Source organism: Donghicola sp. (assembly GCF_025210255.1).
In the GTDB taxonomy this organism is placed as follows: Bacteria; Pseudomonadota; Alphaproteobacteria; order Rhodobacterales; family Rhodobacteraceae; genus Donghicola; species Donghicola eburneus.
In genome coordinates, this window is record NZ_JAOARZ010000008.1 from 109,700 (window position 1) to 130,942 (window position 21,243).

The 21,243-nt window shown below is 59.9% G+C and carries 19 protein-coding genes and 1 riboswitch; of the genes, 16 read left to right on the forward strand and 3 right to left on the reverse strand.

Features of this window, described 5'->3' with window-relative positions; translation table 11 throughout:
- Positions 1-34: 34 nt before the first annotated feature.
- Positions 35-865 carry a hypothetical protein gene (locus N4A58_RS01610; protein ID WP_293707305.1) on the reverse strand — a complete coding sequence of 277 codons (831 nt, stop codon included), beginning with the start codon at positions 863-865 and terminating at the stop codon, positions 35-37.
- Between the two features lie 123 nt (positions 866-988).
- Here N4A58_RS01610 and N4A58_RS01615 point away from each other — a divergent pair, with 123 nt between their 5' ends.
- The 16 genes from N4A58_RS01615 (at position 989) to N4A58_RS01690 (ending at position 18,241) form a co-directional block, all read left to right on the forward strand.
- On the forward strand, positions 989-1,753 hold the full coding sequence (locus N4A58_RS01615) for a helix-turn-helix transcriptional regulator (protein ID WP_293707306.1): 765 nt from the start codon (positions 989-991) through the stop codon (positions 1,751-1,753).
- 36 nt (positions 1,754-1,789) lie between these two features.
- Positions 1,790-2,704 carry a 2-oxoglutarate and iron-dependent oxygenase domain-containing protein gene (locus N4A58_RS01620; RefSeq protein ID WP_293707307.1) on the forward strand — a complete coding sequence of 305 codons (915 nt, stop codon included), beginning with the start codon at positions 1,790-1,792 and terminating at the stop codon, positions 2,702-2,704.
- A gap of 102 nt (positions 2,705-2,806) precedes the next feature.
- Positions 2,807-3,181 (forward strand): glycine zipper family protein, encoded by a 375-nt coding sequence (locus N4A58_RS01625; RefSeq protein WP_293707308.1) that lies wholly within the window; start codon positions 2,807-2,809, stop codon positions 3,179-3,181.
- Positions 3,165-3,824 carry a hypothetical protein gene (locus N4A58_RS01630; RefSeq protein WP_293707310.1) on the forward strand — a complete coding sequence of 220 codons (660 nt, stop codon included), beginning with the start codon at positions 3,165-3,167 and terminating at the stop codon, positions 3,822-3,824. The genes N4A58_RS01625 and N4A58_RS01630 overlap by 17 nt, the downstream gene beginning before the upstream one ends.
- Positions 3,825-3,855: 31 nt before the next feature.
- A riboswitch (cobalamin riboswitch) is annotated at positions 3,856-4,051 on the forward strand.
- 101 nt (positions 4,052-4,152) lie between these two features.
- Positions 4,153-4,431 (forward strand): hypothetical protein, encoded by a 279-nt coding sequence (locus N4A58_RS01635; protein ID WP_293707312.1) that lies wholly within the window; start codon positions 4,153-4,155, stop codon positions 4,429-4,431.
- 362 nt (positions 4,432-4,793) lie between these two features.
- The gene (acs, locus tag N4A58_RS01640; RefSeq protein WP_293707313.1) at positions 4,794-6,767 is read left to right on the forward strand and encodes an acetate--CoA ligase; all 1,974 of its coding nucleotides are present in this window, start codon (positions 4,794-4,796) and stop codon (positions 6,765-6,767) included.
- 23 nt (positions 6,768-6,790) lie between these two features.
- Positions 6,791-7,459 (forward strand): adenylate kinase, encoded by a 669-nt coding sequence (locus N4A58_RS01645; protein ID WP_293707315.1) that lies wholly within the window; start codon positions 6,791-6,793, stop codon positions 7,457-7,459.
- An 89-nt stretch (positions 7,460-7,548) separates the two neighbouring features.
- Positions 7,549-7,809: a DUF4212 domain-containing protein gene (locus tag N4A58_RS01650; protein ID WP_072706310.1), complete on the forward strand. Its 261-nt coding sequence runs from the start codon at positions 7,549-7,551 to the stop codon at positions 7,807-7,809.
- A gap of 19 nt (positions 7,810-7,828) precedes the next feature.
- Positions 7,829-9,556, forward strand: a complete 1,728-nt coding sequence (locus N4A58_RS01655) for a sodium:solute symporter family protein (protein WP_293707317.1) — start codon at positions 7,829-7,831, stop codon at positions 9,554-9,556.
- A gap of 102 nt (positions 9,557-9,658) precedes the next feature.
- Positions 9,659-11,482: a DUF294 nucleotidyltransferase-like domain-containing protein gene (locus tag N4A58_RS01660; RefSeq protein WP_293707318.1), complete on the forward strand. Its 1,824-nt coding sequence runs from the start codon at positions 9,659-9,661 to the stop codon at positions 11,480-11,482.
- A gap of 31 nt (positions 11,483-11,513) precedes the next feature.
- Positions 11,514-12,032: a hypothetical protein gene (locus tag N4A58_RS01665; protein ID WP_293707319.1), complete on the forward strand. Its 519-nt coding sequence runs from the start codon at positions 11,514-11,516 to the stop codon at positions 12,030-12,032.
- Complete coding sequence (locus N4A58_RS01670; RefSeq protein ID WP_293707320.1) at positions 12,032-13,447, forward strand: PolC-type DNA polymerase III; 1,416 nt, start codon at positions 12,032-12,034, stop codon at positions 13,445-13,447. Before N4A58_RS01665 ends, N4A58_RS01670 begins: the two co-directional genes overlap by 1 nt.
- Positions 13,448-13,542: 95 nt before the next feature.
- Positions 13,543-14,223: a DUF1045 domain-containing protein gene (locus N4A58_RS01675; RefSeq protein WP_293707321.1), complete on the forward strand. Its 681-nt coding sequence runs from the start codon at positions 13,543-13,545 to the stop codon at positions 14,221-14,223.
- A gap of 102 nt (positions 14,224-14,325) precedes the next feature.
- Positions 14,326-15,537, forward strand: coding sequence for an alpha-D-ribose 1-methylphosphonate 5-triphosphate diphosphatase (locus tag N4A58_RS01680; protein ID WP_293707322.1), 1,212 nt, complete (start codon positions 14,326-14,328; stop codon positions 15,535-15,537).
- Positions 15,538-16,313: 776 nt separating this feature from the next.
- Positions 16,314-16,826: a flavin reductase family protein gene (locus N4A58_RS01685; RefSeq protein WP_293707323.1), complete on the forward strand. Its 513-nt coding sequence runs from the start codon at positions 16,314-16,316 to the stop codon at positions 16,824-16,826.
- A 239-nt stretch (positions 16,827-17,065) separates the two neighbouring features.
- Positions 17,066-18,241 carry an ammonium transporter gene (locus N4A58_RS01690; RefSeq protein WP_072706303.1) on the forward strand — a complete coding sequence of 392 codons (1,176 nt, stop codon included), beginning with the start codon at positions 17,066-17,068 and terminating at the stop codon, positions 18,239-18,241.
- Here the strand turns inward: N4A58_RS01690 and N4A58_RS01695 are convergent.
- Positions 18,238-19,443 (reverse strand): DUF4147 domain-containing protein, encoded by a 1,206-nt coding sequence (locus N4A58_RS01695; protein ID WP_293707324.1) that lies wholly within the window; start codon positions 19,441-19,443, stop codon positions 18,238-18,240. The genes N4A58_RS01690 and N4A58_RS01695 overlap by 4 nt on opposite strands.
- Positions 19,443-21,242 carry an ABC transporter ATP-binding protein gene (locus N4A58_RS01700; RefSeq protein ID WP_293707325.1) on the reverse strand — a complete coding sequence of 600 codons (1,800 nt, stop codon included), beginning with the start codon at positions 21,240-21,242 and terminating at the stop codon, positions 19,443-19,445. Before N4A58_RS01700 ends, N4A58_RS01695 begins: the two co-directional genes overlap by 1 nt.
- Position 21,243 lies beyond the last annotated feature (1 nt).

A 21,243-nucleotide genomic window follows, 5' to 3' on the forward strand; every position in this document is an offset into this window, starting at 1 on the left:
CCCCGCGCCCCACATGGACGCGGGGGTCTTCGTTTCACGGCAGCGGCAGAACTTGCACGCGACCCTCCAGCATGTGCGGCAGCAGCAGGTTCACCCCATCGGTCCCAATGTCCGCCAAGCCTGCTGGGAACGTACCGATCACCTCTGCTCCGCCGTCCTGAACTTCGATCAGGGCCCCCTGCACCCAGTCGCTGACGATCAGGCGTCCGTCCACCATCACGACACCGTCGATGTTTCCGACCCCTTCCGCGATCACCTCAATGTCTTGGCTTGCTGCATCAACCGCCAACAAATCGCCCGGCGCGTCTGTGGTGAAATCCTCGTGCAGGCCCTGCCCCCAAGACCCGACGATCAACCGGTCTTCATCCCAGGCTATCCCGTTCGGATGGCTGAGTGCTGCGCTTTGCACCCAAGGTTCAAAGCTTCCGTCCTGCAGGCGCCAGATCGTGTCGGTCATCAGATCAGAGACATAGACCGCGTCATCGGACGCCGTCACATCATTGAGGAATTCAGCCGTTTTCGCGTGGTGGATAGCCACCACTGCAGCGCTCTCCAAATCCACTTCGACCAATCCCGCAACGTCTGCCACGAACAGCCGATCCCCCGAGATCGCCATTCCCTTGGGCGCATCAAAGCCCGTCAGCCAATGCTGTGCCATCAACGTCCCGTCAGGGTTCAGGCTGGACAAATAGCCATTTCCATCCGCGTCTGTGAAGCCACCTTTGATGTTGCTTACGATGATCCGGTTATGCGCCGCGTCAAAGATCGCTGACTCGGGAAACTCGAACTCACCTGCGGTTGCCGAATGGGCTGTGAAGGTCGCCAGCACACCTGCCAAGAGGGTCACATTCAAGTGTAAAGTCATTCTGAAATCTCCATCGATTAAGATGAAAACTACTTATACTTGTGATACGCTTATTGCGCAGATCATCGATTTGGTATCACTTAACGATACGCCAATACCCAATTCCGTATCACAGGAGCCCATATGCGCGGAGATGTCTTCAAAGTCCTGCAAGAGGCTCTGCGCGCACGGCGCATGACCTATGCCGATCTGGCTGACACGATGGGACTGTCAGAGCCCACAATCAAACGCATCTTTGCGGCGCGGGATTGCAAACTGAGCCGCATCATCGAAATTTGCGACGCACTCGATTTGTCGCTGTCAGACGTGACCGACAATGCCGCCCGCCAGAAGGCAGAGGCGACTGTCTTGCCCATGGCGACCGAACTAAGTTTGGCGGCAGACCCGCCCCTCTTTTACTTCCTGATCCTGCTGCGTGATCTGCGCGCGCCCGAATACATCGCACAGGTCATGGACCTGAGCCCGACGCGGCTGCACCAGATGGGTATGACTCTGGAACGGCTAGGGTTGGCAGAGGTCGGCGCGGGCAACAAAATTCGGCTTTTGTCGCATGCCCCGATCCGGTTTCGACCCAATGGCCCGCTTCTGCCCCTCCTCAAAGAGGTCAACCTGCGCTTCATCGCGCATGGCATCAGCACCCCATCCGGTAACGCAGATCATTTCTTTACCATATCTCGCCGCATGCGAACCGAAACCGCGCTGGAGATCCGCCAAGATATTGAGGCGCTGAGCGAGAAAATCTCGGAGCTTTCGCGACAGGACCAGTTGGTTGCACCAGAACACCTACTCAAGCCCTACAAGATTGCGGGCTTCTGGGGAGTCGTGGATTTCGGCGCTCTGATGGCGCGCCCTGCGAACACGCTGGAAACCGTACCCCAAGGGCGCTAGGGTCCGCCGCGACGCGACACCCGAAAGGCCCTTGCCATGACCACCATCCCCCGTATTGACGCCCGCGAGATGATCTCCCGCGCGCCAGAAACGATGGCAGAGCTGCGCCGCGCGGCCCAAGAGGTCGGCTTCATGACTTTGGTGAACAGCGACCTCTCGCCAGAGGACGTCTTGCGCGTGATCGACGCCTATCGCGCGTTCTTTCAGTTGCCAGAGGCCGCCAAAGAGCCTGTGAACATGGCCCGCACCGGCGCGAACCGGGGTTGGGGTGCACCCTATTCCGAACAGGTCGATCCCAACGCGAACCCCGACTACAAGCAGGTCTTTGACAGTGGCCTCGCGCTGCCCGCCAATGACCCACTGGCCCATCTGACCTGCTACGCACCAAACCAGTGGCCCGATCAGCCCGTCGGTTTCAAACAGACCGTCGAAGATTATGCGGACCGCGCGGTCGGTGTCGCCATGGACACACTTCGCGGGATTATTGCAGCGGTCGGCCTGCCCGAGGGCAGCTTTGACGAAGCCTTTACCAAGCCGATGACCTTGCTGCGCGGGAATTACTACCCCACCCGTCCGGTCGATGCGGGCGCTAATGATTTCGGGATCGCGGCGCATACGGACTATGGCTGCGTGACGCTCTTGGCGACAGACGGCGTTGCGGGACTGGAAGTGCAGCAGCGCGACGGCGCTTGGCTGGCTGTTCAAGCCGAGCCGGGCACATTCATCATCAATTTCGGCGAAATGCTGGAAAGCTGGACCAACGGGCGGATCAAGGCCACCTTGCACCGCGTCATCGGCACGAGCCAAGAACGCGTCAGCGTCCCGCTTTTCTTTAACCCGAATTACGACACCAATGTCGCCCCCCTTGGCTCGGGCGGAACACTGCTGGCGGGCGACCATCTGGAGCGCCGCTTTCGCGAGACCTACCTGCACCTGCAGCGCCCCGCGTAACAATTGGCACCAAGTGTCATGTCCGTGACACCTGCGGTCATGTGAGAAATTGCACCAATCGGTCAAAAGCCGTGTCAGTCAATTCAGACACGGAGCATGACCATGGAAGGTTACTCGAAGCATTTCATCCTCGCCCTTTTTGCGGGCACCCTGCTGTCCGCCTGCGGTGACAGCGGCGCAAACTACACCCCGATCAATGACGGCCCCACCACGATCGGGTTCCAGAGCGATCTGGCTGCCTGCCAGCGACTGGCCAAGAACCAGACCCAATTGACCCAAGAGGCCTACGGTGCTGCCGCCATCGGAGCGGCCGCGGGGGCTTTGCTGTCGGCAGTGGCAGACGATGACGACATGGTCGGCAGCGCGTTGGGGGGCGCCGCCATTCTGGGGGGCACGGTTGCGGTCGAAAACCAAGACAAGAAAGAAGACATCGTGATCAACTGCATGAAGGGGCGTGGCCATGCGGTCGTCGGATAGACCCTTTGCGGCGCTGGCGGCAGCAGTGTGCGGGCTGACCTATCTGGTTGGCCTGCTGATGTACGCGACCATCTTTTCTGGGGCAGATCTAGATGCCGCGGGCGTGCCGTCAATCCGGACCATCGCCTTTATCGTCACCCATTCCGGCGCGTTGCGGCTGTGGTATTTCAGCATTTACGTGGTCAACGGGCTGGCGCTGCTAATGCTGGTGCTGGCCCTGTCAGAGCGCGATGCGCCCCTTTGGCGGCGCTGGATCACCGGAGTAGGTTTTGTCTGGTCCGCACTGGTGATTGCGGCGGGGCTTGTCGCTGTGGTCGCGCTGGCTAGTTTGCCAGAGATCTATCGCACCGCGCCGTCGGATGCCGCCCGTCACTGGCACATCGCCACCAGTTTGATCGAGGGGGTCGGCGGCGGGACCGAATTGCTTGGGGCGCTATGGATTTTGGGAATCGCAACAGGTTCAGCCTTCGCCCCAGCGCAAAAGGGTTTGGCCGTTGTGGTGGGCACGGCGGGCATGCTGACCTTGCACCCCGCAGTGGCAGAGGCCGGCGGCGCTGTGTTCGGAATTGGCTTTATGGGGCTATTTTTCTGGATCGCGGTGACGCTGTGTCCGAGATGCCGTTGGCAATCCATCAAAGCCTGAGCGAATTGAATTGACGGGCCCCAACGGGCCCGTCATGGTCAGCGCAGATGGTTGCCCGCCCTGCTCCGGCAGGAACGGCATGAAAAGGGAACGTGGTGTAAATCCGCGACTGCCCCCGCAACTGTAAGCGAAGAGCTCTTCGGCAGAACCACTGGCCCCGCGCCGGGAAGGTCCGAAACGGCAAAGACACGCGAGTCAGGAGACCTGCCATCTAAGCAATGCAAACCCGGACGGGGTGTTCCGGCGGATGCGGTGGCCCCAGCTTCTGCAGCGTTCGGGCATATCGGTTTCCGCCTGTCCTCCTTGGTCCAAACGCGCGGAGGGCGCTATGACCTTAACGACTATCGTGGCCGGACTGACGGCCGCAAAACATTCTCAAATTGATCCGACGGAACGGGCGCGGGCGGGCTTTCTTCAATGGTGTCTGAGCCTTGAGGATACGACCGACATGCGCGCAGAGGCCCGCGCAGCAATCGCGAAACTGCACTATTTCGATTCCGACTCAGCAGCATTGGCCGCGTTCGAAACCCTGCTGGTCGAAGCGACACGGCCCATGCCCGCCCCCAGACGCCGCGGGGCCAGACGGAGTCAAATGCGGCTTCAGTAAAAGGTTGCAACCATCTGACCAACAAACTGCAAACAAATTGATCGGCGCTACCATCGTCAAGGTTGCGCCGTTCCGTCGCAGCCACCCCATACATTGGTCGCAAAGATACCGCGCTAACGGTTTTCTCATTTTGCATCTATCACATTGTTTTCACGAAAATTTCACCGCGTTATTTTCAGTGAATTTACAAAATGACATCCGCGAGTAAACAGGCTTCACAAATAAATTGATGCCTTGCAGGGACTTATTCCATTGTTTTCAAACTCTGGTAATGTCTCGCTAAGGGAGAGACGCCGACATATTCTGTGGCTGCAATTTGCCCCCATACGGGGCGTCCATAAAACGACAGAGGGAGGAGCCTAATGTCCACTCAAGCGCAAACCGCCGAGGTCAAGGAACCGGTCTATCCAGTTCCGGCTGAATTCGCGAAAACCGCTCATATTGATGCGGCAAAGTATCAAGAGATGTATGCCCAGTCGGTGAACGACCCCGAAGCATTCTGGGGCGAGCACGGCAAACGTCTGGACTGGATCAAGCCCTACACCCAAGTCAAAGACGTCAACTACAACTTTGGTGAAGTCAGCATCAAGTGGTTCCACGATGGCACCCTGAACGTTGCCTATAACTGTATTGACCGTCACCTCGAAAAGCGCGGCGACCAGACTGCGATCATCTTCGAGCCCGACAATCCGGACGACGAAGCACAGCACATCACTTACAACGAGCTGCACGACAAGGTTTGCCGCATGGCGAACGTCCTGCGCAGCCAGGGTGTGACCAAAGGTGATCGTGTCATCCTGTATCTCCCCATGATCCCCGAAGCGGCGTATGCAATGCTGGCCTGTGCCCGTATCGGTGCGATCCACTCGATCGTGTTTGCGGGCTTCTCGCCCGACGCTCTGGCAAACCGCGTCAACGACTGCGGCGCCAAGGTCATCATCACTGCAGACGAAGCGCCCCGTGGCGGCCGCGTCACCCCGCTGAAGTCGAACGCGGATGCCGCGCTTCTGCACTGCTCGGACAAGGTCCGCTGCCTCGTGGTCAAGCACACCGGCGGTCAGACCACTTGGGTCGACGGTCGCGATGTCGACGTGAACGCTCTGATGGAGCACGCAGCACCCGAATGCCCCGTCGAGGAAGTGAACGCCGAAGATCCGCTGTTCATCCTGTACACCTCGGGCTCGACCGGCAAACCCAAGGGCGTTGTTCACTGCTCGGGCGGCTATCTGGTCTACGCGGCGATGACCCAAGAGCTGGTCTTTGACTACCACGAGGGCGACGTCTACTGGTGTACCGCTGACGTGGGTTGGGTCACCGGCCACTCGTACATCGTCTATGGCCCGCTGGCGAATGGCGCGACCTCGCTGATGTTCGAAGGTGTTCCCACCTACCCCGACGCCGGTCGTTTCTGGGCTGTCTGCGAAAAGCACAAGGTCAACCAGTTCTACACCGCGCCGACCGCGATCCGTGCTCTGATGGGCAAAGGCACCGAGTTCGTCGAAAAGTACGACCTGTCGTCGATCAAGACCCTTGGTACCGTGGGCGAACCGATCAACCCCGAAGCATGGAACTGGTACAACGACGTTGTCGGCAAAGGCAAAGCGCCTATCGTTGACACGTGGTGGCAGACCGAAACCGGTGGTCACCTGCTGACACCGCTGCCCGGTGCAACCGCGCTGAAGCCCGGCTCGGCAACCACGCCCTTCTTTGGTGTTCAGCCGATCGTTCTGGACCCCACCACTGCCGAAGTTCTCGAAGGTGCGACCGAAGGCGTTCTGTGTATCGCCGACAGCTGGCCCGGTCAGATGCGTACCGTCTGGGGCGACCACGAGCGCTTCCAAGACACGTACTTCAGCCAGTACAAGGGCTACTACTTCTCGGGTGACGGCTGCCGCCGTGACGAGGATGGCTACTACTGGATCACTGGCCGTGTGGACGACGTGATCAACGTATCCGGTCACCGCATGGGCACTGCCGAAGTCGAAAGCGCGCTGGTGGCACACGCCAAAGTCGCCGAAGCCGCAGTGGTTGGCTATCCGCACGAGATCAAGGGTCAGGGCATCTACGCCTACGTCACTCTGATGAACGGCGAAGAGCCCACCGAAGAGCTGCGCAAAGAGCTGGAAAAATGGGTCCGCACCGAGATCGGTCCGATCGCGAAGCCCGACCTGATCCAGTGGGCGCCCAACCTGCCCAAGACCCGTTCGGGCAAGATCATGCGCCGCATCCTGCGCAAGATTGCCGAGAACGACTTTGGCGCACTGGGTGACACCTCGACCTTGGCCGAACCTGGCTGCGTGGACGAGCTGATCGAAAACCGGATGAACCGGGGCTAACGGAGATGGATGGAGCGACAACCATGACCACACCCGCAGTTCTCATTTTGCTTGGCCCCCCCGGGGCCGGCAAAGGCACCCAGGCCCGCCGTCTCGAAGAGAAGTTCGGTCTGGTGCAACTGTCGACCGGTGACATGCTGCGCGCAGCTGTTGCCGCCGGCACCGACGCGGGCAAAGCGGCCAAGGCCGTGATGGACGCGGGCGAGCTGGTCAGCGACGAGATCGTCATCAACATTCTGCGGGACCGCCTCAAAGAGGATGACGTCGCCAAAGGCGCCATCCTTGACGGCTTCCCCCGCACCACTGTTCAGGCCGAAGCTCTTGATGGGCTGCTGGCCGAGAATGGCCAGTCGGTCAACGCCGCCATCGCGATGGAAGTCGACGATGCAGCGATGGTCGAGCGTATCTCTGGCCGTTACACCTGCGCCGGTTGCGGCGAAGGATATCATGACAGCTTCAAGCAGCCCGCTGCCGAAGGTGTTTGTGACAACTGCGGAAGCACGGAATTCAAGCGCCGTGCCGACGACAAGGCTGAAACCGTGGGAGCCCGCCTCGAGGCGTACCACGCTCAGACCGCCCCCCTGATCGCCTACTACGACGAAAAGGGGCAACTTAGCCGCGTGGACGCCATGGGCGACATCGATGCGATCACCGCAAAGATGACCGAAATGGTAGAGAGCGCGATCAGCTAGGTTTCCTAGAATGTCTCCGGGGCGAAGGAGGAACCGCCCCGGACTACGAATCAAGACCATAGCTTTTTGGAAAATGGGGAGGATTGCCTATGGCAAGCCAACAGGACAGCTCGGCCTACTGGTCGAAAAATATTAGTATCATCAAAGGGTGCCTGATCGTCTGGTTCGTGTCATCCTTTGGCATGGCCATTCTGCTGCGCCCGCTTCTGTCGGGTATCGAAGTCGGCGGAACGGACCTTGGTTTCTGGTTCGCACAACAGGGAAGCATTCTCGTCTTTCTTGTTCTGATTTTCTTCTACGCATGGCGCATGCACAAGCTCGACGTCGAATACGGCGTGGACGAAGAATAAGTTTTAAGGACCTGATATCATGGATCAATTTACACTAAACCTGCTGGTGGTGGGCGCGACGTTCGCCCTCTACATCGGCATCGCGATCTGGGCCCGCGCGGGTTCGACCTCGGAATTCTACGCAGCCGGCCGCGGCGTTCACCCTGTGGTGAATGGTATGGCAACCGGTGCGGACTGGATGTCGGCAGCTTCGTTCATCTCGATGGCCGGTATCATCGCATTTGGCGGCTACAACACCTCGGCCTACCTGATGGGCTGGACCGGCGGCTACGTTCTGCTGGCGATGCTGCTTGCGCCCTACCTGCGCAAGTTCGGCAAGTTCACCGTGCCTGAGTTCATCGGCGACCGCTTCTACAGCCAGACTGCGCGTACCGTCGCTGTTATCTGCCTGATCGTTGCATCGCTGACCTACGTGATCGGTCAGATGACCGGTGTGGGCGTTGCGTTCTCGCGCTTCCTCGAAGTTGACAAACTGACCGGCCTTCTGATCGGCGCGGCCATCGTGTTCTTCTACGCGGTTATCGGCGGCATGAAGGGCATCACCTACACTCAGGTTGCACAGTACGTCGTTCTGATCATCGCATACACCATTCCCGCGATCTTCATCTCGCTGCAGCTGACCGGCAACGCGCTCCCGCCGATGGGCCTGTTCTCGGACGCGACATCGTCGGGCGAGCCTCTGCTGTCGACCCTGAACGGTCTGCTGAACGATCTGGGCTTTGCAAACTACACCGAACAGACCGACACCACCCTGAACATGTTCCTGTTCACCGTGTCGCTGATGATCGGTACTGCGGGTCTGCCCCACGTGATCGTTCGCTTCTTCACCGTTCCTACCGTGAAAGACGCACGTTACTCGGCAGGTTGGGCACTGGTTTTCATCGCACTGCTGTACCTCACCGCTCCTGCGGTTGGCGCAATGGCGCGTCTGAACCTGATCAACACCGTCTACCCCAATGGCACCACCGAGCAGCCTCTGGCCTATGACGATCGCCCCGAGTGGGTCAGCAACTGGGAACAGACCGGTCTGCTGAGCTTCGAAGACAAGAATGGCGACGGCCTGATCCAGTACGTTGCGGATGCAGACGCCAACGAGTTCATCGTAAACCGTGACATCATCACGCTGGCGAACCCCGAAATCGCGCAGCTGCCTGCATGGGTGATCGCGCTGGTTGCGGCTGGTGGTCTGGCTGCGGCGCTGTCCACGGCGGCAGGTCTGTTGATGGCGATTTCGTCGGCGGTTTCGCACGACTTGATCAAGTCGCAGATCAACCCCGAGATCTCGGAAAAAGGCGAACTGCTGTCGGCACGTGTGTCGATGGGTGTGGCTATCGTGATCGCAACCTACCTGGGCGCCAACCCTCCGGGCTTTGCAGCGCAAACCGTGGCTCTGGCCTTCGGTCTGGCAGCGGCATCGATCTTCCCGGCGCTGATGATGGGCATCTTCTCGAAGCGCATCAACAACACCGGCGCGGTTGCTGGCATGGTCACCGGTCTGATCGTCACCCTCGTGTACATCTTCCTGCACAAGGGCTGGTTCTTCATCCCCGGCACCAACAGCTTCACCGATGCTGAGCCGCTGCTGCTCTCGATCAAGTCGACTTCGTTCGGTGCGATCGGCGCTCTGCTGAACTTCATCGTGGCCTACTTTGTGTCGAACGCGACCGAGGACACCCCGCAAGAGATCAAAGACCTGGTCGAAGCGGTTCGTGTTCCCCGCGGCTCGAGCGCAGCGGTTGACCACTAATCCCAAGCAGATGGGGCGGTTCGCCGCCCCTTCCCTTGGTTGCCTTTCAGCCCTGTCCGGTTTCAACTGGGCAGGGCTTTTCACATCAGACAGATTTCAACCATGACGATTCCTTTGACAGATATCTCGGCTTTTCTCGGTGGACTGCACCCCTATGACGGTCTGACCGAAGCCGAACGAGAGACGCTGGCGGCGGCGATAGAGGTGCAGAACCTGCCCCAAGGCGCGACGATCTACCGTCATGGGCAGCCGCTCGACGGGCTGTATATCGTGTGGTCCGGTACGGTCGAGGTCGTGGACGCCAACGACATTCCCGTGTCCATTCTGGGCCCCCGCAATTCTTTTGCCGAACGCGGCCTCCTGCGCGAAGGCGTGGCTGTGACCACTGCCACCGCAACCGAACAAACCGTTCTGCTGATGCTGCCCAAGATGCAGTTCGCGGAACTGATCCACGATCATCAGGTCGCGCGCCGTTTCTTTGACCGCTCGCGCACCCCCGCCCCGCGCGGCAGCGATCTGGCCACCAGCCGGGTCGAAACGATCATGCACCCCTCGGCCTATTTCTGTACGCCGGGCACCACAGTACAGGATGCCGCCCGCGAGATGCGCGACCGGCATGTGTCCTGCCTTTGCGTGCTCGAGGATGATCGACTCGTTGGGATCGTCACCAACCGCGACCTGACCGAAAAGGCGCTGGCCGATGGGATGGCCATCGACACCCGCGTAGACAAGGTCATGACCAAGGATCCGCTGACACTTGAGCCTTCGGCCATCGGGTCAGACGTGCTGCACGCCATGATGGAGCGGCGCATCGGGCATATCCCGATCACGCGCAACGGCGCACTCGTCGGCATCGTTACGCAAACCGACTTGACCCGTTTTCAGGCGGTCAGCTCAGCCGAACTGGTGGCCGAAATCGCAGGCTCTGACAGCGCCGAAGAAATGGCTGCCGTCACGGCCCGCATCCCGAAATTGCTGGTGCAGCTGGTGGCCGCTGGCAATCGGCACGAGGTTGTCACTCGCTTGATCACCGATGTGGCCGACACCGCCACCCGCCGCCTGTTGGCCTTGGCCGAAGAGCAATTGGGCACGCCGCCTGTGCCTTACCTCTGGGCCGCGTGCGGCAGCCAAGGGCGCCAAGAGCAAACCGGCGTCAGCGACCAAGACAACTGCCTGATCATCGCGGACGGTGTGACCCACGACCAGATGGCGTACTTCCGACGTCTGGCGACCTTTGTGTGCGACGGGTTGAACACTTGCGGCTATGTCTATTGTCCTGGCGATATGATGGCGACTGCGGATCGGTGGTGTCAGCCTCTGTCCGTCTGGCGCGGGTACTTCGAGAACTGGATCAACAAACCCAGCCCCGAAGCACAGATGCTGGCCAGCGTGATGTTCGACCTGCGCCCCATCGGCGGCGACACTGCAATGTTCAAGGACTTGCAACTGGACACCCTGCGCAAAGCGTCGGGCAACAGCATCTTTGTTGCGCACATGATCAGCAACTCGCTGAAGCATACGCCGCCCTTGGGGCTCTTGCGCGGGTTCGCGACCATCCGTTCGGGCGAGCACAAGAATAGCATCGATCTAAAGCACAACGGCGTCGTCCCGATCGCCGACTTGGGCCGCGTTTACGCGCTGCAAGGACAGTTAACAGCCTTCAACACCCGCGCGCGCCTCGAAGGGGCCGCCGGTGCGGGGCTGATTTCTCCGTCTGGCGCGCGGGATTTGCTGGACGCCTACGATCTGATCGCAGAAACACGACTTCAACATCAGGCCCGCCTGGTCAAAGCCGGAGAGGCACCGGACAACTTCATGTCTCCGGCCAGCCTGTCGGATCTGGAACGCAGCCACCTGCGCGACGCCTTTGTCGTCGTCAAAGGCATGCAGGCTGCAGTTGGCCATGGCAAAGGTGCCTTGAGCTAAGGACTACACCGCTTCTTGGGGAGGAAAGCGTATGTTTTGGGGATTTATCGCAGTCATCGTCGCCGGTATCGGCGGCGCGGGCATCTCGATTATTCTAGGGAAAATCACCAAGGGGCGAACGCCGAAATGGCTCACGCCCTTTGCTGCGGCCTTTGCGATGCTGGTGACAACAATCAGCAACGAATACCTGTGGTATGACCAGAGCACAGCGAACCTGAAACCGGGCGTCGCGGTGGTCAGCACCATTGAAAGCAGCGCGTTCTACCGCCCGTGGACCTATCTCTTTCCGATCACCGACCGCTTTGCCGCGCTCGACACCAATAGCCTGACAGCCCATCCGTCGGGCCAAGATCGCGTGGTGGGCGACCTGTATTTCTTTGCACGTTGGGAAAACACTCAGCGCCTGCAAATCCTGTTCGACTGCGCCAGCGGCGGCACCTTGCCCATGGTGCCGGGCGAAACCTATGACGACGTGACCGAAGCCGACTTTGCCAATCCCGATGGCGACGAAGAGATGGTCTCCCTCGCTTGCAGCGGAGGGACCGAGTGATGTTTACCAATCTCGGGCTTCGGCTCCGTATTTTCCTGATCTTCTCTGCGCTGGCCGCGGCGCTGATGATCGTGGTGCTCGGCGCGCTCTTTATGGGGTGGCGCAATTCCTTTTCGGCGCCGGACGGGTTTATCACCTCGGGGATTATTGCGGCCTTTGGCATTCTGGCGGTTTGCGCTGCGGTTTGGCTGCTCTTTGACGAAAACGTCGCCAAGCCCATTTTACGCCTGTCCTCGCATCTGCGCACCCGTGCGCATTCCGGCACACATGTCACGCTGAACGCTGATGACGCGAAATACCTTGGCGATCTGGCCCCTGCGGCTCAGGCGATCAGCCAGGAACTGGGCCAATCCGCCATGTCACAGGCCGAGGCCGTCGCCCAAGCCACAGCGCGCCTGTCGGCGGATCGCGACCACCTGACCGCTCTTTTGACCGAGATCCCAGTGGCGATGATCCTTGTGAACCCATCCCATCAGATCGTCCTCTACGATGGCCAAGCGGCAGAGGTACTGAACCAAATTGCTCCGCCGCGGATGGGTGCGTCGATCACCGAGTTTTTTGATGAGAGAAGCTTGCTCAACGCCCACGCCAAGCTCTCGAAAACCGGCAAAGAAGTCATTTGCACCCTGCGCGGCGTCAAAGGGCAGCAGGAATACGAGGCCAAACTGCGTCCTCTCGGCGGCGCGCCGGGCTACATGATCGTCATCGACAGCGCCACGGCCCTGATCGCACCAGAGGCGAGCCGCCCGCTCACCTATGATTTTGCCCTGATGGACCGGTCCGTGGACCACGCCCATGCCGACATGCCCTTATGCGAGATGAGTTACGTGGTCTTTGATACGGAAACCACAGGGCTTTTGCCCCACAAGGACGACGTGGTGCAGCTGGGTGCGATGCGCGTCCTGCGCGGTCGGATTGTTGAAGGAGAGGTAATCGACACCCTCGTGGACCCGAAGCGCCCCATCCCCGCCGCCTCGACCAAGGTGCACGGGATCAGTGACCACATGGTGATTGGTGCGCCGGATTTCGAAAGTGTGACCCGCCGCTTTCACGCCTTTTGCACAGGTTCCGTGATTGTGGCCCATAACGCGCCCTTCGACATGGCCTTCTTGCACCGGCAAAGCAAAGAGATGGACATCGCTTTTGACCATCCGATCCTTGATACGGTTCTGGTGTCGGCGGTGCTCTTTGGGGCAGATGCCAAGCACACCCTGGATGCGATCTGCGACCGTCTGGGGATCACAATCCCCGAGCATCTGCGGCACACCGCCCTTGGCGATGCACATGCGACTGCCGAAGTTTTGTGCGCCATGATCCCGATGCTGCAGGCCCAAGGCATGCGCACCTTTGGCGATGTCATTCAGCAAACCCGCAAGCACGGGCGCTTGCTGCAGGACCTAAATACCCCCGCTTAGGCCGCTTTTGTCCGATCCTCGGAAACAGAGGCTATCGCTCGGCAGCGGTTCTGGTATCTGTTGAAGAACGCGGTCAACAGCACAAGAGAGGCGGCATGCAGGGGTTCAAGCGCTACGCGATCTACTACGCGCCCGAGTCGGCGGTGTTCGCCGATTTCGGGAAACGGTGGCTGGGCTGGGATCCCTTGGCGGGCTGTGACGTGCCCCACCCGCCCTATGAACTGCCTATGGACGAGATCACGCGGACCCCGCGAAAGTACGGTTTTCATGGGACGATCAAGCCGCCTTTCCGTCTGGCGCGTGGCGTTGACATAGGCGCCCTACACGCCGCGGCCACGGCCTTGATGGCTGGCATGAGTCCGGTCCGCGTTGAGGCCCTGAAGCTCAAACGGATCGGCGGTTTTCTGGCGCTCGTGCCCGAAGGCGACGCCACAGAGTTGAAGTCGATGGCGGGCAAAGTGGTCAAAGCTCTAGACGCCTTTCGCGCACCCATGACCGATGCGGATATCGCACGCCGGAACCCCGCGCGTCTGTCAGACCATCAACTCGACCTGCTGCACCGCTGGGGCTACCCCTATGTGATGGACGAATTCCGGTTTCACCTGACCTTGACCAGCCGCGTGAGCCCCGAACTGGCCGAACGCACCCGCGAGGTACTGGACACCACCCTGCCCGACATCCTACCGCGCCCGCTGAAAATCCGGTCTCTTTGCCTCTTTGGCGAAGCGGATGACGGGAATTTCCATATGCTGCACCGTTATCCGTTCGGGGGCTAAACACGCCAGATCACAGGGTATTCACCGAACTGTGGTGCCGGTGTCATAGTCCCGAAACAAAGCGCGCCTATCACCTTCGGAACACCTAACCCGAGCAGAGTGATGACCCGTTTTCTTCCGCCCTTGCGCCTTGTGGGCGCGACGATCCTGCGTGACGGCGCCATGCAGTCCCGTTCCATCGCGATTGCAGATGGTCGGATCACGCGCGGGCCCCTGCCCGAAATCGACCTGAGCGGCTACTATGTGATGCCGGGGATGATAGATCTGCATGGTAGCGCCTTTGCCCGCCATCTGGCACCGCGCCCCGCCGCGCAATTCGACCCGATGACAGCGCTCTGCAGCACAGACCGCGAGGCTGCGGCCAACGGGGTGACGACCGCATACCTGTCTCAGGGCTGGTCATGGCATGGGGGCCTACGCGGTCCTGATTTTGCCGAGACCATGCTGGCGGCGCTTTATCGCTACAAACTGAATGCCTTGATCGATATGCGCATTGCTCTGGACTGCGAGACGCACATGGTCGACACTGCCGCGCGCCTCATGGCGGCCATTCGGCGGTTTGATGTTGGATATGTAATGTTCCGCAACACCCTCGACGATACGCTAGAGCAACTACGCTATGGTCATTTGTCCGCGCTGGACGAGGCCGCGACCGAGGCGTCTCGCGGGCGTCTGCACCGCGCCCAAGAGCGAAGCCGAGAAGTTCCACGCCACCTGTGCCGCTTGGCCGAAGTGTTTGACGAGATGGGCATAGTTTATGGCAGCAGCGGCGACAGTGACGGCGAAACCCGCGAAAGCTATGCAATGATCGGAGCCAAGCACTGTGCCTTCCCCCGTGCACGGCGCGCCGCCGCCGCTGCCAAAGCCATGGGCGATCCGGTCATCCTATCCGCGACTTCTGCCGTGCGCCCCAGCGGCCCCAAAAGCGGGGTTTCGGTGATAGAACTAGTGAAAGAGGGCATTTGCGACGCGCTGGCGTCGGATTACTACTACCCCTCCCTGCTCAGCGCGGTCTGGAGTCTGGTCGACACCCACGGCGTTTCCTTGCCAGCCGCTTGGGCTCTGGTGTCCCAGCGCCCTGCCGAAATCATGCGGATGCCGGATCGCGGGACCCTTGGGCTTGGGCGCCGCGCGGACCTTGTGATCCTCAATCAACAGACCCGCCAGATCGAAGCATCCCTTGTCGCCGGACGTCTAGCCTATCTCTCGGGCGAAGCTGGCGCCCGCTTTCTGGGCCATGGCAGCCAGCCCTCGGCACCCTTTGTACCTGCTGCAAAAATGACAACACGCACGCCGCAGACCCGGAGAAATTAACCAGCGGTGCACTTATCGCTTCGGAGAAGTCCGTCTTTCGATTATACTAAGGGTATACTTAAGGGGTATTTTCAGTACCAAAGCGGGCGGCTCTGATGCCGCCCTTTTTATGCGAACAAGCTGAGTGACGAACTGTTTTAGCAGGTTTCGTTAGAACCGACGTCAGCGCGCCAAGCCGCGACAGCATCTTTTTTTCGACCCCAGTCCCAGCAATGTTGCACCAGGTGAGACTGAGCTTTTTCTTGTGGACATATAAATTTACCTTACTGTTTTCTGTTAAAGCGCTTGCGCGTGTGTTAAAAATTATATCGGAAACTTGATCACTTACCGGCGGTTTCTACGCAGAGATCAACAGCCCAAGGTCATCAGGATTTAGAGTTCACAGCTGTCACACGCGCTTGAATTGACGCGCCCTTAGCGCGCCCCAATCCTACATATTTTTAAAGCACCTCCCCACCAGTCGATAATTTTCACCGCCCCCAAATCATGGAGTTTCGTGCAGGGGACTGGCAACCGCGGCCAAGCGCCATACATCAGCCACAAGCAAACAGAACCCGAATCGAAACCACCAAGGACAGCAACCGGAATGCTCTTCGTTACCTGTACTGCATTCCAAATGCCGGCCGCCCTCAGAGGGCAGGCCTTGCAGATCAGTGCGGTTGTCCGCACCAACTGATGTGAGCGATTTGGACTGTGAAAAGATGTATTTAAGGTCGAACTCGACCGCGAAACATGGTTTGAGCTGTACGAGCAGCGATCGGCCACGAGGGAGCCTGATGACCGAAGTCACGACACTTGACGGGTTCACGCCCACGCCTGACCTTCAGCGGGACTTCCGCAATGTTCTAGGGTGCTTCGGCACCGGCGTCACTGTTGTGACTTGTCAAACGGCCAAGGGCCCGATGGGTATCACGGCCAACAGTTTCAGCGCGGTTTCGCTCGATCCGCCGCTGGTCCTGTGGTGTCCCGCACATTCGTCTCAGCGCTATCCGTTGTTCGCAGAGGCGCGGCATTACGCGATCCACGTGCTCAAGGCGGATCAGCTCGATCTCGGCATCGCGTTTGCCAAAGATGGGTTTGCGTTCGATCACTGCGCATGGACTGAAAACGAATACGGCGTGCCGGTCCTGACCGAAACGCTCGCGCGGTTCGAATGCGAGTCCTATGACTTGCACCAAGCAGGCGATCACGCGATCGCGGTTGGACGCGTTTTGCGGGCCCACGCTGGCGAAGGCACACCGCTTTTGTTCACGCGTGGCGAGTATGGGCAGTTTGAGGCGTTTGACTAAGAGCGGCGCAGTTTTATGCGGCGCTGAAAATATCACCCGCGATTCCAAGATATGTCTATTTCCTGTGCGATCTCAGGTTTTCATTTTGCACACTTATTGGTCACAAAGGTGCAAATGTCGCACACATGATGTGCAGTTTTGGTAACTCCTAGGTTTTATGCAGTGGTTATATACTTTGCACCTTTATTACGCAAAGTATGAACGTATGCCTCCCGCAACCAAACGCAGGAGGAAATGAAATGAACGGAGCAGATACCGCCTGGATCCTCGTGGCGACCGCTCTTGTACTGTTTATGTCCCTGCCGGGTCTGGCCATGTTCTATGGCGGTCTGGTGCGGGCACGGAACGTTCTGTCGGTCTTTATGCACGTGTTCATGATCGCGGCGCTGATGAGTGTGCTGTGGTTGATCGCGGGCTACTCGATCGCATTCGGCGAGGGCGACGCTCTCTGGGGTGGCTTGGGCAAGGCATTCCTGAACGGCATCGACGCAGACACCCTGTCGGGCACCCTGCCCGAGGTTCTGTTCTTTGCCTTCCAGATGACCTTTGCGGTGATCACCCCCGCGCTGATCGTCGGCGCCTATGTCGAGCGTATTGGCTTTGGCTTCGTTCTGGCGTTCTCGGCGCTGTGGATGCTGCTGGTCTACGCGCCCGTGACCCACTGGATCTGGGGCGGCGGTCTGATGGCTGACGGCGGCATCTGGGGCGAAACCGGCACCAAAGACTTTGCCGGTGGCATCGTGGTCCACGAAACCGCAGGTCTGGCGGCGCTGCTCTTGGCCGTTATGCTGGGTCGTCGCAAAGACGCGTCCAAGCCTCCGCACAACCCTGGTATGGTCGCCGCTGGCGCAGGGATGCTGTGGGTCGGTTGGTTCGGCTTTAACGGCGGCTCGCAACTGGCAGCCGATGGCGGCGCAGCCATGGCGATCACTGTGACCCACATTTCGGCTGCGGCAGCGACCCTGTCTTGGGCCGCATGGGAACGCATCAAGTTCGGCCGCGCATCCTTGATTGGCGCCGTCACCGGCACCATCGCAGGTCTGGCCTCGATCACCCCAGCGTCTGGCTTTGTCGGACCCATTGAGGCCCTGATCATCGGTCTGGTCGCAGGTGTTCTGTGTCAGGAAGCGGTCAACCTGATCCGCAACAAGATGCAGATTGACGACACCTTGGACGTGTTCGCAGTGCACGGTGTTGGTGGCATCTTCGGCACCATCATGATCGCGGCGTTCGGCGCGGGCAGCTGGACCGCACAGCTGGGTGCTCTGGCGGTTGTCGGTGTCTACACGCTAGTGGTCAGCTTCATCATCGCCAAAGTGGTAGGCATCTTCTTCCCGCTGCGCGTGGATGCCGAGACCGAGCACGAAGGGCTCGATCTGGCAGTCCACGGCGAGCGTGCCTACAGCCACGACTAAGGGCGGTAGAGCACGCCAAGGTCGGCGACATTTGTTCCGGTGGCACCCGTCATCAGCAAATCGCCGGCCGCTTTCAACGCGTGATAACTATCGTTGTTCTTGAGCGCCGCGGCGGGGTCCACCCCTGCCGCGCGCATCTTTTTCAGGGTCTGGCCATTCACGATGGCGCCAGCTGCATCTGTCGGCCCATCGCGCCCATCCGTGCCGCCCTGAATATAGGTCCAGCCTGCAGGCCAGCCCTCTTCTTCGGCCTTCATCGCCAGACGCAGGGCCAGTTCCTGATTACGGCCCCCCATCCCTTTGCCTTTGACCTGCACGGTGCATTCGCCGCCGATCAGCCATAGCCCAGAGGGCAGCTTGGCCAGACGCTCCACCGCATCTTTGACATCCTCTGTCAGGGGCGGCGTCAAAACTTTGGCCTCGGGCGCTTGCTCTTTCATGGTCGCAACAGACACGTCGTTCGAACCAATGATCCGCGTGTCCGTCTCTGGCACATCGCGTTTCTTCGGAGCCTCCCGCAGATGGTTGCGCACCTCTTGCGAGACTTTGCCGTAGCAGAAATAGCCGCGCAGGGCTTGCACCGCATCTTCGGGTGTTCCCAAGGGCGCGAGCGTCGGACCAGAGGCCACAGCGCGCAGGTCGTCCCCGATTACGTCAGACAGCACCAAGGCCGTCACACGCGCAGGGTCTGCTGCAATCGAGAGGCCCCCACCCTTGATCCGGCTCAGCTGCTGGCGAACCAGATTCATCACTTCAATCGGCGCGCCGCTGGCCAAAAGGGCTTTGGTCACTCTGACTTTATCATCCAAAGTCAAGCCCTTGGCAGGCGCAGGCAACATGGCCGACGCGCCGCCAGAGATCAGGATCAACAGGTGGTCGTTTTTGCCCAACCCCTCGGCCATCTCCAGAATGGCATTGGCCGCAGCCTCGCCTTCGGGATCAGGGACCGGATGGCCGGCGCGCATCACCTTCACCCCAAGATCGTCAAAGACATTCTCGCGGTGGGTGACGATCAGGGATTGGGCGGGTGTCACAGCCTCGAGCACCGGCGCAATCATCCGCGGGGCGGCCTTGCCAACCGCCACAACGTTCAGATGTGCGGGATCGCCGAGATCCAAATCGGGCAACGCCCGTGTAACAGCACCAGCGGGATCGGCGGCTGCCACCCCCGCATCCCAGATCGCACGCAACTTAGGTTTCATTACCCTGCCTTCAGAATCTCCTCGATGGGGTCATGTTCTGCCACCCAGTGATTTGGCGCAACCTCTTGAAGTTCGGGCATGTAGCCCCTTTGCCCCTTTTTCGACGGCAAGAAGCGCAATTGTGCCCCCGGCTCTAGCGGAGATGGCAATTCCCCAGGCAGTTTCACGCGGGCCCGCGCCCGTTCAAGGTTCGGATCGGGGATTGGCACGGCAGAGATCAGGGACTGCGTGTAAGGGTGCCTTGCGGCTTCGTAGATAGCATGGCGGTCGGCCAGTTCGACCACGCGCCCCAAGTAGAGCACCATGATGCGGTGGCTGATCTCGCGGACCACTGCCAGATCGTGGCTGATAAAGATCATCGACAGGCCAAGGTCGCTCTGCAACTCTTTGAGCAGCTTGATGATTTGCGCTTGAATGGACACGTCCAAAGCCGACACGGCCTCGTCGCAGATCACCAGTTTTGGGTTATTGATCATCGCCCGCGCGATGCCGACGCGCTGGTTCTGGCCCCCCGATAATTCGTGTGGGTAGCGATTGATCATGCGGACATCCAGACCGACCTTCTCCATCATCTCGGCCACCAGTTTTTTGCGGGCGGAGGGACCAAGGTCAGGACGGAAGGTTTTCAGCGGCTCGGCGATAGACGCGCTGATGGTCATGCGCGGATCCAGACTGGCGAGCGGGTCTTGGAACACCAATTGCAGGTCCTTGCGCTGGCGGGTCATCTCGCGCTTGGTTATGCCATCCAGATCGCGTCCAAGCCAGCTGACGCCGCCCTGCACTTGCGGCAGCAATTGCAAAACCGCACGGGCCAAAGTGGATTTGCCGCAACCGGACTCGCCCACGACCCCCAGTGTTTCCCCTGCCCGCAGGTCAAAACTGACGCCGTCCACGGCGCGCAAGGTCTGGGACTTGGGGAAAATACCGCCAGTTTTCTTGACCTGAAAGTGCACCTTGGCATCGCGGACTTTGAGCACAGGGTCAGCGTCGCTGACAGGGTTCATCGCGATCTCTTCGGCATCGATGCGGGGCATCGAGTCGAGCAGTTTGCGGGTATAGGCATCCTTGGGCGAATAGAAGATGTCGCTGGCGCTGCCTTCCTCAACATAGGCGCCGTGCTTCATGACGCAGATGCGGTCGCACATGCGGGCCACGACCCCCATGTCGTGCGCGATCAGCGCAATCGCGGTGCCCTCCTCGCGCTGTAGGTTCGCCATAAGGTCCAGGATTTCGGCTTGTACAGTCACATCCAGCGCCGTTGTCGGTTCGTCCGCGATCAGCAGGCGCGGATTGCAGAGCATGGCCTGCGCGATCATCACCCGCTGACGCATCCCGCCGGACAGCTCGTGCGGATACTGGTCCAGACGCGCCCGCGCTTCGGGAATGCGCACACGATCCAGCCATTCGTAGCACTGCTGCCGCGCTTCGGACCCGCGCAGGTTTTTGTGGAATTTTAGAACCTCGGACATCTGCTGGCCGACGGTCAGGTGCGGGGTCAGCGCGGTCAGAGGGTCTTGGAAGATCATGGACATAGAAGCTCCGCGGATCTTGTTCGCCTTGGCCACGGGCAGGCCAATCAATTCTTGGCCATTCAGCTGCGCCGAGCCTGTGATCCGCCCGTTGTCTGCGAGTAGCCCCATCGCCGCCATAAAGGTCTGCGATTTGCCCGAGCCGGACTCGCCCACAATCCCAAGGCATTCGCCCGCACCAATACTGAAGGAGACCCCTTTGACCGCTTCGACCGCCCCGTCGGGGGTATCGAAAGTCACGGCCAGATATTTTACCTCGAAAACACTCATA

What these genes read in the sequence shown, in the direction of transcription:
- N4A58_RS01615 (WP_293707306.1), top strand. Translation starts at nt 989, where the DNA reads ATGCGCGGAGATGTCTTCAAAGTCCTGCAAGAGGCTCTGCGCGCACGG.
- N4A58_RS01650 (WP_072706310.1), top strand. Translation starts at nt 7,549, where the DNA reads ATGGCAAGCCAACAGGACAGCTCGGCCTACTGGTCGAAAAATATTAGT.
- N4A58_RS01670 (WP_293707320.1), top strand. Translation starts at nt 12,032, where the DNA reads ATGTTTACCAATCTCGGGCTTCGGCTCCGTATTTTCCTGATCTTCTCT.
- N4A58_RS01655 (WP_293707317.1), top strand. Translation starts at nt 7,829, where the DNA reads ATGGATCAATTTACACTAAACCTGCTGGTGGTGGGCGCGACGTTCGCC.
- N4A58_RS01660 (WP_293707318.1), top strand. Translation starts at nt 9,659, where the DNA reads ATGACGATTCCTTTGACAGATATCTCGGCTTTTCTCGGTGGACTGCAC.
- N4A58_RS01610 (WP_293707305.1), bottom strand. Translation starts at nt 865, where the DNA reads ATGACTTTACACTTGAATGTGACCCTCTTGGCAGGTGTGCTGGCGACC.
- N4A58_RS01630 (WP_293707310.1), top strand. Translation starts at nt 3,165, where the DNA reads ATGCGGTCGTCGGATAGACCCTTTGCGGCGCTGGCGGCAGCAGTGTGC.
- N4A58_RS01690 (WP_072706303.1), top strand. Translation starts at nt 17,066, where the DNA reads ATGAACGGAGCAGATACCGCCTGGATCCTCGTGGCGACCGCTCTTGTA.
- N4A58_RS01625 (WP_293707308.1), top strand. Translation starts at nt 2,807, where the DNA reads ATGGAAGGTTACTCGAAGCATTTCATCCTCGCCCTTTTTGCGGGCACC.
- acs (WP_293707313.1), top strand. Translation starts at nt 4,794, where the DNA reads ATGTCCACTCAAGCGCAAACCGCCGAGGTCAAGGAACCGGTCTATCCA.
- N4A58_RS01635 (WP_293707312.1), top strand. Translation starts at nt 4,153, where the DNA reads ATGACCTTAACGACTATCGTGGCCGGACTGACGGCCGCAAAACATTCT.
- N4A58_RS01685 (WP_293707323.1), top strand. Translation starts at nt 16,314, where the DNA reads ATGACCGAAGTCACGACACTTGACGGGTTCACGCCCACGCCTGACCTT.
- N4A58_RS01620 (WP_293707307.1), top strand. Translation starts at nt 1,790, where the DNA reads ATGACCACCATCCCCCGTATTGACGCCCGCGAGATGATCTCCCGCGCG.
- N4A58_RS01665 (WP_293707319.1), top strand. Translation starts at nt 11,514, where the DNA reads ATGTTTTGGGGATTTATCGCAGTCATCGTCGCCGGTATCGGCGGCGCG.
- N4A58_RS01700 (WP_293707325.1), bottom strand. Translation starts at nt 21,242, where the DNA reads ATGAGTGTTTTCGAGGTAAAATATCTGGCCGTGACTTTCGATACCCCC.
- N4A58_RS01680 (WP_293707322.1), top strand. Translation starts at nt 14,326, where the DNA reads ATGACCCGTTTTCTTCCGCCCTTGCGCCTTGTGGGCGCGACGATCCTG.
- N4A58_RS01695 (WP_293707324.1), bottom strand. Translation starts at nt 19,443, where the DNA reads ATGAAACCTAAGTTGCGTGCGATCTGGGATGCGGGGGTGGCAGCCGCC.
- N4A58_RS01675 (WP_293707321.1), top strand. Translation starts at nt 13,543, where the DNA reads ATGCAGGGGTTCAAGCGCTACGCGATCTACTACGCGCCCGAGTCGGCG.
- N4A58_RS01645 (WP_293707315.1), top strand. Translation starts at nt 6,791, where the DNA reads ATGACCACACCCGCAGTTCTCATTTTGCTTGGCCCCCCCGGGGCCGGC.